Here is a 12,544-nt window from a genome sequence, read left to right on the forward strand (position 1 = left end):
AGGGGGCGCAAATCGCTGCTCGGCTGTGGCACTCTTGTCCACAGGAGGGGAGTATCCCCAGCTTGCGAAGGACCCGTCAGCACGATCGAGCCCTGCCTCGATCCGGGTCATCGGCAGTATCGACGGTCACGAGACATCACCGTTCGACACTGTGGGAGAGACCTCCGGAGCCCAACCATGGACTACCGGAGGTAGTTGCCACATGAATGTCTCACCCACAGTCTGGATCGTCACCATCGTGGTGATTCTCGGACTTTTCGTCTTCGACTTCTTCGCTCACGTGAAGACGCCCCACGAGCCGACCTTCAAGGAATCGGCGACGTGGTCCGTCGTCTACATCACGATCGCCATCATCTTCGGCGGCATCGTGTTCTGGCAGTACGGCGCAACCTTCGGCGGTGAGTACTTCGCCGGGTACGTCACCGAGAAGGCGCTCAGCGTCGACAACCTGTTCGTCTTCCTCATCATCATGACGACGTTCGCCGTGCCGCGTCAGTACCAGCAGAAGGTGCTGCTCATCGGCATCGTGATGGCACTCGTCATGCGCGGTGGCTTCATCGCCCTCGGTGCCGCGGCCATCAACAACTTCAGCTGGGTCTTCTACCTCTTCGGTGCATTCCTCATCTACACGGCCTACAAGCTCATCAAGGAAGCCGGGGAAGAGGAGGAGAACGAAGTCCAGCAGGACACCAAGATCATGAAGTTCGCCAAGAAGATCCTCCCCACCACGGACGAGTACCACGGTGATCGTCTGACGGTGAAGATCGACGGCAAGCGCGTGGTCACCCCGATGCTGCTGGCCCTGGTCGTCATCGGCTTCACCGACATCCTGTTCGCGCTCGACTCGATCCCGGCCATCTACGGCCTGACCACCGAGCCTTACATCGTCTTCACCGCCAACGCGTTCGCACTGATGGGTCTGCGTCAGCTGTACTTCCTCATCGGCGGACTGCTCGATCGCCTGGTGTACCTGTCCTACGGTCTGTCGCTGGTCCTCGCGTTCATCGGTGTGAAGCTGGTGCTGCACGCCCTGCACGAGAACGAGCTCGGCTTCATCAACGGCGGCGAGAACCTGAAGGTGCCCGAGATCAGCACCGGCCTCTCGCTCAGTGTCATCATGGGCATCCTGATCGTCACCACCGTGGCTAGCCTGCTCAAGACCCGCGGCGATGCGAAGCCCGCGGCGAAGGGCGACCAGACCGGAAGCCCGGTCCTCGGCGACGACGACACCACGGCCGCCTCGACCGGCACGACGTCGACCGGCACCACGTCGACCAGTGTCACGGACACCGAGCGCGACTCGCGCTGATCCGTCCCGCACGACGACAGCCCGGCACCGAGAGGTGCCGGGCTGTTCGCGTATCCGGTGGGTGCGGGGCTCGGGTCACTCCGCGAGGACGCCCATCACCGGCTTCCACTCCTGGATCGCCACGGCGTCGACGAGCTTCTCCACCGCGAACGGGTCCTCGGCGAACAGCGTGCCCACCTGGTCCGCGCTCTCACCCTTGACGATGATGGTGGCGCCGCTGTCGTCCGCGTACGGCCCCGCCACCACCACGATGTCGCGAGCGAGCAGATCCCGCAGCCAGTCGCGGTGCTCGGCACGGACGCGGTCGCGTCCCTCGGCAGTGGCCGACGAGTACGTGTAGTTGACGAGGAAGTGGGCCATCGATGTTCTCCTGCGGTGTGTGATCGGGTGGTGGGGGAACTAGAGCGTGAGCAGCATGCGAGTGTTGCCGAGGGTGTTCGGTTTGACGTAACTGAGGTCGAGGAACTCCGCGACACCGGTGTCGTAGGACCGGCACATCTCCGCGTACACCTCGGCCGTGACCGGAGTGCCGTCGATCTCGGAGAATCCGTGGCGTGCGAAGAACGGAACCTCGAAGGTGAGGACGAAGATCCGGGACAGCTGGAGTTCGCGCGCGACGTCGACCAAGGTCGACACGATGAGGTGGCCGACTCCGTGTCCCTTGACCGACGGGTCCACCGCGACGGTGCGGATCTCGCCGAGGTCCGCCCACAGCACATGCAGCGCGCCGCACCCGGCGACGACACCGTCGACCTCGGCGACCCAGAACTCCTGGACCGCCTCGTAGAGGGTCACCAGGTTCTTCTCGAGCAGGATGCGACCGGCGTAGATGTCGATCAGCCGTTTGATCTCCGGGATGTCGGAGGTGCGCGCTCGACGCAGGTGTACGCGATCGGTGGCCGCTGCAGGGGCGTCGCTGACGTCGTCGTGGTCGTGCGCCGCCCGTGAGTCCGTGTCCGGATCGAGGTCGGAAGTCATGGGGTGAACAGTAGTCATCGGACGTACCGATATTGTGACCGTGTGTCGCGCGCCGGTTACTCACATCACGCCTCCCGAGCGGACGCGTCGACGTGAGCGCGCAGTACGACGTCGGTCGTGGTCCCGGTGACGCGTCGGCTCCCGGTGCAGATGCCGTGGTCGGGTCCAGCCCGGTGGGTGCGGCCCCGCTGCTCAATATCGCCAACGTTCTGACCGTGCTGAGGATCGCGCTCGTCCCGGTGTTCCTGTGGGCGCTGTTCGCCGACGGAGGCCACGACACGCGGTGGCGGTTGGCCGCCTTCGGAATCTTCGTCGTCGCGGCGATCACCGACCGCGTCGACGGTCAGCTGGCGCGCAAGCACGGGTTGGTCACCGAGTTCGGCAAGATGGCCGATCCCATCGCGGACAAGGCGCTCATCGGTGCTGCTCTCGTCGGTCTCTCGCTGTTGGGCGACCTGCCCTGGTGGATCACCGTGGTCATCGCTGTCCGCGAGATCGGGATCACACTCCTACGGTTCGCGGTGCTGCGGCACGGCGTCATCCCTGCCGGTCGCGGCGGCAAACTCAAGACGTTGGTGCAGAGTGTCGCGATCGGCATCATCGTGCTGCCGCTTCCGGACGCGGTGATGCCGGCCGCGATGGTCGTCATGATCGTGGCCGTGGTGCTCACGGTCGTGACCGGGCTCGACTATCTCGTGCAGGCCGCGCGTCCCCGTGTCCGGTCGACTCACGACGGCCGATGACCGATCCGCTGTCGCGGGTCCGAATCCCATGACGATGCGGATGTGGGAACCGTTCGTACCGGGTACACGATCCGAACGGCTCGGGGCGGCCGTGTCGGACGTCCTACGGCGCGTGCGGGTCGCGCGAGCGGGTTAGGGTGCTTCCACCGGTGACGGTGAGGGAATCTCTTTCCGTCGCGGGAACCGATCGGGTCCGCTCGGCGTTGTAGTCACTGATGGAACAGCACGTCTCGAAGGAACAGCACGTCTGGATGGCACGACACGTCCCGACACGTTGGGACACGATGAAGGAGGGGCCACATGGCGCTGCTTTTGCGTGAGGCACTCGGCGACAGTCTTCGCCGCACGCGGGTCGCTCAGAGCCGCACGCTGCGTGAGGTCTCCCATACCGCCCGGGTGAGTCTCGGTTATCTGTCGGAGGTCGAACGCGGCCGCAAGGAGGCGTCGAGCGAACTGCTCAACGCGATCTGTGACGCGCTCGCGGTTCCTCTGTCGACCGTTCTGTTCGACGTGAGCGAGTCGCTGACCGACACCATGGCGGGATCTGCGGGTGCAGTGGACGCCGCACCGGCGCGCGACGCCGCCTCGTCTGCCACCCACATCTCCGACGACACTCGTGTGGTCATTCCGGCTCCGAGCGCTCGGGCACTGGCCGCAGCCTGATCGGATATGCCGTACCGGTCGGACTGTCCGGTTCGATAGAGCACCATTACGGGTACCGAGTACAGACACACTCTCTCGACACGAACTACCGGCGGTGACGGTCGCCAGCCGGGTCGCGTAGGCGGCGTATCTCATGGAGGCAGGAAGAACCGATGGCCAATCCTTTCGTCAAGGGCTGGAAGTATCTGATGGCTCTGTTCAACTCGAAGATCGACGAGAAGGCGGACCCCCAGGTCCAGATCCAGCAGGCCATCGAGGATGCGCAGCGCCAGCACCAGGCTCTGTCGCAGCAGGCCGCCTCCGTCATCGGAAACCAGCGTCAGCTCGAGATGAAGCTCAGCCGCCAGCTCGACGAGGTGGAGAAGCTGAACGCCAACGCGCGTCAGGCCGTCACCCTCGCCGACCAGGCCAACGCGGCAGCCGACGTCGAGAAGGCCACCCAGTACACCAATGCCGCCGAGGCATTCGCCGCCCAGCTCGTCACGGCCGAGCAGAGCGTCGAGGACCTCAAGGTGCTCCACGACCAGGCGCTCCAGGCCGCGACGCAGGCCAAGAAGGCTGTCGAGCAGAACGCGATGACGCTGCAGGCGAAGGTCGCCGAGCGCACCAAGCTCCTCAGTCAGCTCGAGCAGGCCAAGATGCAGGAGCGCGTCAGCGAGTCGCTGCGGTCGATGGATTCCACGCTGTCCGCGCCGGGCAACACGCCCAGCCTCGACGCTGTCCGGGACAAGATCGAACGTCGGTACGCCAACGCGCTCGGGTCCGCTGAACTCGCCCAGAACTCGGTCCAGGGCCGCATGATGGAAGTGCAGCAGGCCAGCGTCCAGATGGCGGGTCACAGCCGTCTCGAGCAGATCCGCGCCTCGATGAAGGGCGACTCGCTGACCTCCGGCGACACCGCGTCCCTGCAGAAGAACGCCGCGCCCTCGCAGGCGATCCCCGAACCTCCTCAGGCCAACTGAGTCGGCTGTCGGGGCCGATCAGCTATGTCCGGGCACCGTTTCCAGCATCCGTGGGTGACGCAGGCTGCCGACGCTGCGTCCTCCCGGGTCTCCCGTTCGGGTTCTCGTGGTGCCCGTGCGCTCGGTGCGATCGAGGCCACGCGTCCCATCCTCGACGCGGCTCGGTCATGGAACGACCCGCGTCGTAAAGCGGAACGCAAGCGTCGCCGGGTACGTCGACGAGCACGAATCTTCGGCGCTGCCTCGGGCTCGACCGGTGTCGCGACCATGACGGTGGCGGCGACGTCCGCTCCGGACTGGCTGATCGTGGGCGGTACGGGCACCACTGTTCTTCTCGGGATACCGGCGGTGGCTGCCGTGGCGGCCTACCGACGGCTACGCACCACTCCGCTTCCCCCGTCGGCGCCGGCGCGTCGCGCGTTGCCACCGGTCGGGTCGGCCGCTCGCGCACCGGTCGAACGTCTTGCCGCGTCGGAGCGAAGCCTGCACGAACTTCTCGGGATACTCACCCGGTCGGGTGTGGTCGCAGCCGAGGACGTCGACGACACCGCACGTATCGCGGCTGCGGCCTCGGCGTCGCTCACCGCCGTGGCCCACGACATCGTTGCGATGGAACGAGCCGCGGTGGGCAGTACCGGCGCTGCCGTCCACCTGTCGACGTCCATATCGTCCACGGCCGCGAGGTTGGCCGACGGCGTGCAGCAGTACGACGGCCTGGTCGCCGCTGCCGCCCTTCTCACGACGCCCGGTGCATCGGGGTCGCTGTCCGCCCTCGACTCGCGCCGCGACGCCTTGCAGTTCGCCTCGGACCGCCTCGAGGGTTGGGCCTACGGCCTCGAGCGTCTCCAGCGCCCCTGACCACACCCTGAACCGTCTCGGGGTGCACCCTGGTATCGACCCTGAAGTTGTTGCCGGAAGCGTGTTTTCGACGATCTGCTCTGGCACTGTCGGAATCACCGGTGCACGGTCGGCGAGAACGCCGAGACGTCGTGACACCGTCGTCGATCAGGAGAAGCCCATGTTCTGGAAAGTTCTCGGAGTCATCATCGCGGTGTGGATCGCCGTCATCGTCCTCGGCGCGATCGTCAAGGCACTGTTCCCGCTGCTGGCCCTCGCTGTCGTCGGCACCGCCGCCTATTTCCTCTTTCGCGCCATCTCCGGTGACCGGGACTCTGCGAAGTCCACCTTCTGACGTCCCGCAGCCCTGACATAGGGTCGTGCGATGCGAGTGGCGGTAGTGGCAGGACCTGACGCCGGGCATGCGTTTCCCGCCATCGCCCTCGCCCGGGCACTGGCCGCCGCAGGCGACGACGCGGTGGTCTACACCGGCCGCCGCTGGCTCGACGCAGCGCGCGACGCGGGCGTCGACACCCGGTCGTTGCCCGGACTCGAACCACGGCCCGAGGACGACGACGCGGACGCCGGACGGCGCATCCACGAACGCGCTGCGTACATGTCGACCCAGCTCGTGCCCGTCCTGTCCGACCTGGGACCGGACCTCGTCGTCTCGGACATCCTGACCGCCGGAGGGTCGCTGGCAGCGGAACGCCTCGGTGTGCCGTGGGTCGAACTGGCCCCGCACCCGCTCTATCGACCGTCTCGGTCGCTGCCCCCGATCGGGAGTGGACTGGCGCCCGGCACCGGGATCCGCGGGAGGTTGCGCGACACGGTCATGCGCGCCTTGACCGCTCGATCGGTGCGGGCCGGGCTCGAGCAGCGTTCACGGGCGCGGGAATCGGTGGGACTCCCGTCCGTCGACCCGGGTCCGGCTCGTCGACTCGTCGCCACGATCCCGGCTCTGGAGGTGCCGCGTGTCGACTGGCCGGCGGAAGCGCACGTCGTCGGGCCGTTGCTGTGGGAGCCCACGTCGGCGGTCCTGGAACCCCCTGTCGGGGACGACCCACTGGTGATGCTGGCGCCGTCGACGGCTGCGACGGGCGCCGTCTCGATGATGGACGCCACGCTGGATGCGCTGGCTCTGTCGCGAGAGAGCGGTGCACCGTGCCGCCTGGCGATCAGCACCGTCGATGACGTGCCCGCGGACCTGCCACCGTGGGCCGTCGGCGGCCTGGGACGGCAGGACGAACTACTGCGTCATGCGTCCGTCGTCGTGTGCGGCGGAGGTCACGGCATGCTGGCCAAAGCGCTGCTCGCGGGTGTGCCCGTCGTGGTGGTTCCGGGCGGCGGAGACCAATGGGAGTTGGCCAACCGGGCGGCACGGCAGGGGAGTGCCGTCATCGTGCGGCCGGTGTCGGCGGATGCGATATCGGACGCCGTGCGGACCGTGTTGAGTGATCCGGCCTACGCCGCGGCGGCCACGAGGGCGGCCGACGGTGCACGGGCAGTGGACGACCCGGTCGCGGTCTGTCGAGGAACCTTCGCCTGATTCACCGACAGGCGGCCGGATACGGCCGTGGGAGATGTCCGGTTACGGTGGACAGGTGCGCCTGACCGACTTCCACGAACGAATCGCCCAGCAGTTCGGAACGGTGACCGGCGACTCGATGCTGGTCGACCATCTCCTGCTGAGCCTGGGCAACCGCACCGCCGCACAGGCCATCGAGGACGGCGAGGATCCGCGCGATGTCTGGCGCGCTCTGTGCGCAGAATTCGACGTGCCGCGCTCTCTCTGGTGACCGCGCGGCGTGTCGCCCACTCTCGAACACCTGTTCGCTTATAGTCGACCCAGAGACGAGGAGAACCGCCGCGGCGGTTCTTGTCGGTACCCCCCTCTACCTTGGCGGCAGACAAGCAGGGGACAAGAACTTTTCGAGAAGGAGACCATCATGGCTGCAGCTGCATACGATCGGGACAAGGCGCTCGATCTCGCGCTCGCGCAGATCGACAAGAACTTCGGCAAGGGATCGGTCATGCGCCTCGGCGACGAGGCCCGTGTGCCCATCGCCGTCATTCCCACGGGCTCCATCGCGCTGGATGTCGCACTCGGCATCGGTGGGCTCCCGCGTGGACGCATCGTCGAGGTCTACGGCCCGGAATCATCGGGTAAGACCACCGTCGCGCTGCATGCTGTCGCGAACGCGCAGGCTGCCGGCGGAATCGCCGCCTTCATCGACGCCGAGCACGCGCTCGACCCCGACTACGCCGCCAAGCTGGGCGTCGACACCGACGCGCTGCTGGTGTCCCAGCCCGACACCGGTGAGCAGGCTCTCGAGATCGCGGACATGCTGATCCGCTCCGGTGCCATCGACATCCTGGTGGTCGACTCCGTGGCCGCCCTGGTTCCCCGCGCCGAGATCGAGGGCGAGATGGGTGACAGCCACGTCGGTCTGCAGGCCCGCCTCATGAGCCAGGCGCTGCGCAAGATCACCGGTGCCATCAGCTCGTCCGGCACCACGGTGATCTTCATCAACCAGCTGCGCGAGAAGATCGGCGTCATGTTCGGCTCGCCCGAAACCACCACGGGCGGTAAAGCTCTCAAGTTCTACGCCTCCGTTCGCCTCGACATCCGTCGCATCGAGACGCTGAAGGACGGCACCGACGCAGTCGGTAACCGCACACGCGTCAAGGTGGTCAAGAACAAGGTGTCGCCGCCGTTCAAGCAGGCCGAGTTCGACATCCTGTACGGCAAGGGCATCAGCAAGGAAGGCTCGCTCATCGACATGGGTGTCGAGCACGGCTTCGTGCGCAAGTCCGGCTCGTGGTTCACCTACGAGGGTGACCAGCTGGGACAGGGCAAGGAGAACGCTCGCAAGTTCCTGCTCGAGAACACCGATATCCGCGACGAGATCGAGAAGAAGATCAAGGAGAAGCTCGGCATCGGCGCCGACGTCCGTTCCACCGACGAGGCTGCCGCAGCAGCTCCGGTCGAATTCTGACAGTGAACGGCAGGGAGTCGTCGGACTCACGTGAACCGGGCGCCCGACGACAGTCGGGCGCCCGGTCCCGTTCCGGAGAGCGGTCGAGGAAGCCCGCGGAGCAGCCGGGCGGCGGCACCGCCGTCCAAGCCAAGGATGCGGCGCTCCGGCTGCTCACCGATCGTGCGCGGAGCCGCGCCGAACTCGAGCAGCGTCTGACCGCGAAGGGTTTCACCGAGGACATCATCGCCTCGGTGCTCGATCGACTGACCGAGATCAGGCTGGTCGACGATCGCGACTTCGCGCATCAATGGGTGCAGTCACGGCACACGTATTCGGGACGCGGCAAGCAGGCGTTGCGCACCGAACTCCGAACCAAGGGAATCGAACCCGGTATCGCCGCCGAAGCGCTGGACACCATCGAGCCGGAGGACGAGCGTGAGCGCGCCCGCGACCTGGTGGTCAAGAAGCTGCGGGCTCCGGCTCTGCGGTCGAGTCTCGGCGACGACATCGAGGACCCGCGGGAACGCCGTGCACAGCGGGACAAGGTAGTTCGCAAGCTCGTGTCGATGTTGGCGCGCCGAGGCTTCGCCCAGGGAATGGCGTTCGAGGTGGTCAAGAACGAACTCGAGGCCCTCGGAAACGATTCCGAAGGCCTCGAGTACTAGAACGTCAGATCGTCGCGCCACCCATGGCGGCGCCCTGATCGACAGGTACCGGACTCTTCTTCGCCCGGCGTAGTCGCTTCTCGACCTTCGTGGCCAGGTAGGTCAACAACGAGTTCAGGATGATCATGATGATCGCGACGATGATCAGCGCCGGCAGGAAGTTGCCGTAGAAGGCACCGACCTGCTGTCCCGACCGGACCACCTCGACGTAGCCGATGATGTACCCGAGCGCGGAGTCCTTCAACGCCACCACCATCTGCGAGATGATCGCCGGCAACATCGCCGTGACCGCCTGTGGAAGCAGGATCATGCGCATGATCTGCCCCTTGCGCAGACCGATCGCCATGGCGGCCTCGGTCTGCCCCTTGGGCAGCGACTTGATGCCGGATCGCACGATCTCCGCGATCACGGAACCGTTGTAGAGCGTCAAGCCGGTCACCACTGCAGCCAGAGCGAGGTAGCGGGACTTGAACACCTGGTACTCGGCGAAGAACTGGTACAGGAAGATCATCAGGATCAGCACCGGGATGGCGCGGAACAACTCGACGAAGAATCCCGCGACCAGTCGCACCGGCCGGTGGTCGGACAGGCGAGCGATGCCCAGGACCGCGCCGAGGATCAGCGCGAACACGATGGACAGGAACGCGGCGATCAGCGTCCCCTGGATGCCGGGGATCAGATATGTCGTCCAGGTCGAGGACTCGGTGAAGGGGCTCCACTTCTCCGACGTCAACTGGCCCTTCTCGTCCAGCTTCGCGTAGATCACGTAGGCGACCAGCAACACCAGGACCGCTACCACCGCGGAAATGATGTGGTTGCGGACCTTCGCGCGTGGGCCGGGCGCGTCGTACAGAACGGTCGCGCGTTCGGCCGAGGCCACCTTCTTGGGGGGAGCCTCCGTACTCAGAGGTGCGTTCGCTGTGGTCATCGGGCAACCGCCAATCGCTTACCGAGGTAGCCGAAGAAAAGGCCGGTGGGGAAGGTCAGGATGACGAATCCGAGGGCGAAGATGCCGCCGACGACGAAGATCGCCGCCTCGTTCTCGATCATCTCCTTCATCAGGATCGCCGCTTCGAGCACGCCGATCGCCGCGGCGACCGTCGTGTTCTTCGTCAGAGCGATCAGCACGCTGCCGAGGGGTCCGATGACTGCCCGGAACGCCTGAGGCAGCACGATGAAGCGCAGGTTCTGCGAGAACGTCAGACCGAGCGACCGTCCGGCCTCCGCCTGGCCGACGTTCACAGTGTTGATGCCGGACCGCAGCGACTCGCACACGAACGAGGCCGTGTAGATGCTCAAGCCGAGGACGGCGAGTCGGAAGTTGTTGTCCGCCTGCCCCGTCGGCGACGCCTGATCCGCCAGCGAGATGCCGAGGGTCTGGTAGAGCCCGAACGCGCAGAACAGCAGGATCAGCGTGAGGGGGGTGTTGCGGAAGATGGTGACGTAGGTGGCACCGATCCATCGTGCGACGGGAACGGGGGAGACCCGCATCGCCGCGAGCAGGGTGCCGAGGACGAGAGAACCGACGGCGGAGAGCACCGTCAGCTTGATCGTCATCCAGAACGCGTCGAGGAGGTCGGGCGCGTAGTCACTCAGTATGTCCACCGGTGACTCCTTCCGGGAGCGGTGACGAGTCGAACGGGCGGTTCACCGGTGTGAACCGCCCGTTCGGGTCTCGAGGAAAGAGAAGAGAATCAGTAGCGATCGACGGTCGGGGTTGCCGGCAGCGGGTAGCCGGACGGTCCGACGGTGTCCTCGAACGCCTTCTGCCACGAGCCGTCGTCGATCATGGCCTGGATGGCGTCGTTGATCTTGGTGCGCGTCTCGTCGTCGCCCTTGGCCAGGCCGATGCCGTAGCGCTCCTCGGTGAACGGCTCGCCGACCACCTTGAGCTCACCGGGGTACTGCGCTGCGTAACCGGCGAGAATGATGTCGTCGGTCGTGACAGCGTCGACAGCGCCGTTGCGCAGAGCCTCGACGCAGGCGGAGTAGGTGTCGAATTCCTGGAGCTGGACGTCCTGCGCGTACTGGTCCTTGACCTTCTGCGCGGGGGTGGATCCGGACACCGAGCACAGGCGCTTGCCGCCGCTGAGCGACTCGGGGCCGGTGATGTCGGTGTTGGCGTCGGCGACGAGAAGCGACTGTCCGGCGACGAAGTACGGTCCGGCGAAGTCCACCTTCTCCTTACGGGCATCGGTGATCGAGTAGGTCGCGACGACGTAGTCGACTTCGCCGTTCTCGATCAGCGTCTCGCGCTGGGCGGACGGCGACTCCTTGAACGTGATGTTCTCGGGCGTCACGCCGAGCTTGCCGGCGACGTACTTGGCCACCTCGACGTCGAAGCCGGTGAACGAGCCGTCCGGGGTGCGCAGACCCAGACCCGGCTGATCGAACTTGATGCCGACGGTCAGCTTGCCGCTCTCGGCGCTGGACGATGCGCTGGTGGCCTCGTCGCCGCCACACGCGGTGGCGGCGAAGGCGAGCGCGAGTGCGGCGACGCCGACACGGGCGGTACGGGTGATTCTCATCGAGATCCTCCAGAAGTTGTGACGAGCGGGTGGGAGATCAGTGACTCAGGATCTTGCCGAGGAAGTCCTTGGCGCGATCGGACTTCGGTGTGGTGAAGAAGGTTTCGGGATCGGTGTCCTCGACGATCTGACCGTCGGCCATGAAGATGACGCGGTCGCCGGCGCGGCGGGCGAAGCCCATCTCGTGGGTCACCACGACCATGGTCATTCCCTCCTTGGCCAGCGAGGTCATGACGTCGAGCACCTCGTTGACCATCTCGGGGTCGAGGGCGGACGTCGGCTCGTCGAAGAGCATGACCTTGGGATTCATCGCGAGGGCACGAGCGATGGCGACGCGCTGCTGCTGGCCGCCGGAGAGCTGTGCGGGGTACTTGTCCGCCTGGTTGGCGATGCCGACGCGCTCGAGCAGACGCTGCGCTGTCTTCTCGGCCTCGTCCTTCTTCATCTTGCGGACCTTCGTCGGTCCGAGCATGACGTTCTCTCGAATCGTCTTGTGCGCGAAGAGGTTGAAGGACTGGAACACCATGCCGACGTCGGCACGCAACGCGGCGAGCGACTTGCCCTCGGAGGGGAGGGCCTTGCCGTCGACCTCGATGGTGCCCTCGTCGACGGGCTCGAGCCGGTTGATGGTGCGGCACAACGTCGATTTACCCGACCCGGAGGGGCCGAGGACGATGACGACCTGGCCGCTGGGAACGTCGAGTTCGATGTCCTTGAGGACGTGCAGATCACCGAAGTGCTTCTGCACGCCGTGCATCGCGATCATGGGGGCAGACGATGCTGTGGACGAGCGATGTTCGCGCTCGCCGTCAGGGTGGGTCATGGCGATGACCCTAGAGGTAGTTTCCACCGCCATCGTTCGTTTCGGTCGCGGGACC

16 protein-coding genes are annotated in these 12,544 nt (G+C 66.0%); 10 read left to right on the forward strand and 6 right to left on the reverse strand.

The features are described from left to right. Nucleotides 1–202 precede the first annotated feature (202 nt). On the forward strand, nt 203–1,309 hold the full coding sequence (locus tag ASG64_RS15945) for a TerC family protein (protein WP_082518549.1): 1,107 nt from the start codon (nt 203–205) through the stop codon (nt 1,307–1,309). Nucleotides 1,310–1,384: 75 nt separating this feature from the next. Here the strand turns inward: ASG64_RS15945 and ASG64_RS15950 are convergent, their stop codons facing one another. Then, entirely contained in the window at nt 1,385–1,669 is a 285-nt protein-coding gene (locus ASG64_RS15950) for a YciI family protein (RefSeq protein ID WP_027505116.1), read from the reverse strand. Nucleotides 1,670–1,708: 39 nt separating this feature from the next. Beyond that, on the reverse strand, nt 1,709–2,287 hold the full coding sequence (locus ASG64_RS15955) for an amino-acid N-acetyltransferase (protein WP_082042785.1): 579 nt from the start codon (nt 2,285–2,287) through the stop codon (nt 1,709–1,711). Nucleotides 2,288–2,442: 155 nt separating this feature from the next. Between ASG64_RS15955 and pgsA the strand changes: the two genes are divergently transcribed. The 9 genes from pgsA (at nt 2,443) to ASG64_RS16000 (ending at nt 9,138) form a co-directional block, all read left to right on the forward strand. Next, nucleotides 2,443–3,030 (forward strand): CDP-diacylglycerol--glycerol-3-phosphate 3-phosphatidyltransferase, encoded by a 588-nt coding sequence (pgsA, locus tag ASG64_RS15960; RefSeq protein ID WP_231568554.1) that lies wholly within the window; start codon nt 2,443–2,445, stop codon nt 3,028–3,030. Nucleotides 3,031–3,330: 300 nt separating this feature from the next. Then, the gene (locus ASG64_RS15965) at nt 3,331–3,693 is read left to right on the forward strand and encodes a helix-turn-helix domain-containing protein (protein ID WP_056074572.1); all 363 of its coding nucleotides are present in this window, start codon (nt 3,331–3,333) and stop codon (nt 3,691–3,693) included. 152 nt (nt 3,694–3,845) lie between these two features. Further along, nucleotides 3,846–4,655 (forward strand): PspA/IM30 family protein, encoded by an 810-nt coding sequence (locus ASG64_RS15970; protein ID WP_042572604.1) that lies wholly within the window; start codon nt 3,846–3,848, stop codon nt 4,653–4,655. Nucleotides 4,656–4,709: 54 nt separating this feature from the next. Then, the gene (gene pspM / locus ASG64_RS15975; RefSeq protein WP_235579632.1) at nt 4,710–5,513 is read left to right on the forward strand and encodes a phage shock envelope stress response protein PspM; all 804 of its coding nucleotides are present in this window, start codon (nt 4,710–4,712) and stop codon (nt 5,511–5,513) included. Nucleotides 5,514–5,673: 160 nt separating this feature from the next. Continuing rightward, a complete protein-coding gene (locus ASG64_RS21920) occupies nt 5,674–5,847 on the forward strand; it encodes a hypothetical protein (RefSeq protein ID WP_042572718.1) in 174 nt (57 codons plus the stop codon). A gap of 30 nt (nt 5,848–5,877) precedes the next feature. Then, nucleotides 5,878–7,041, forward strand: coding sequence for a glycosyltransferase (locus tag ASG64_RS15985; protein WP_056074573.1), 1,164 nt, complete (start codon nt 5,878–5,880; stop codon nt 7,039–7,041). Nucleotides 7,042–7,096: 55 nt separating this feature from the next. Further along, nucleotides 7,097–7,291, forward strand: a complete 195-nt coding sequence (locus ASG64_RS15990; RefSeq protein ID WP_042572719.1) for a DUF3046 domain-containing protein — start codon at nt 7,097–7,099, stop codon at nt 7,289–7,291. 150 nt (nt 7,292–7,441) lie between these two features. Further along, complete coding sequence (recA, locus tag ASG64_RS15995) at nt 7,442–8,491, forward strand: recombinase RecA (RefSeq protein WP_042572606.1); 1,050 nt, start codon at nt 7,442–7,444, stop codon at nt 8,489–8,491. A 2-nt stretch (nt 8,492–8,493) separates the two neighbouring features. Beyond that, nucleotides 8,494–9,138 carry a regulatory protein RecX gene (locus ASG64_RS16000; protein WP_042572607.1) on the forward strand — a complete coding sequence of 215 codons (645 nt, stop codon included), beginning with the start codon at nt 8,494–8,496 and terminating at the stop codon, nt 9,136–9,138. A 4-nt stretch (nt 9,139–9,142) separates the two neighbouring features. Here ASG64_RS16000 and ASG64_RS16005 read toward each other — a convergent pair whose 3' ends face one another. The 4 genes from ASG64_RS16005 to gluA all read right to left on the reverse strand — a co-directional run bounded on the left by ASG64_RS16005 (nt 9,143) and on the right by gluA (nt 12,432). Next, nucleotides 9,143–10,066: an amino acid ABC transporter permease gene (locus ASG64_RS16005; protein ID WP_082042786.1), complete on the reverse strand. Its 924-nt coding sequence runs from the start codon at nt 10,064–10,066 to the stop codon at nt 9,143–9,145. Further along, nucleotides 10,063–10,743 (reverse strand): amino acid ABC transporter permease, encoded by a 681-nt coding sequence (locus tag ASG64_RS16010; protein WP_042572608.1) that lies wholly within the window; start codon nt 10,741–10,743, stop codon nt 10,063–10,065. The genes ASG64_RS16005 and ASG64_RS16010 overlap by 4 nt, the downstream gene beginning before the upstream one ends. Before the next feature lie 89 nt (nt 10,744–10,832). Next, nucleotides 10,833–11,666 (reverse strand): glutamate ABC transporter substrate-binding protein, encoded by an 834-nt coding sequence (locus ASG64_RS16015; protein WP_042572609.1) that lies wholly within the window; start codon nt 11,664–11,666, stop codon nt 10,833–10,835. Nucleotides 11,667–11,703: 37 nt separating this feature from the next. Then, on the reverse strand, nt 11,704–12,432 hold the full coding sequence (gluA, locus tag ASG64_RS16020) for a glutamate ABC transporter ATP-binding protein GluA (RefSeq protein WP_027505130.1): 729 nt from the start codon (nt 12,430–12,432) through the stop codon (nt 11,704–11,706). Nucleotides 12,433–12,544 lie beyond the last annotated feature (112 nt).

The organism is Rhodococcus sp. Leaf247, from assembly GCF_001426185.1.
In the GTDB taxonomy this organism is placed as follows: Bacteria; Actinomycetota; Actinomycetes; order Mycobacteriales; family Mycobacteriaceae; genus Rhodococcoides.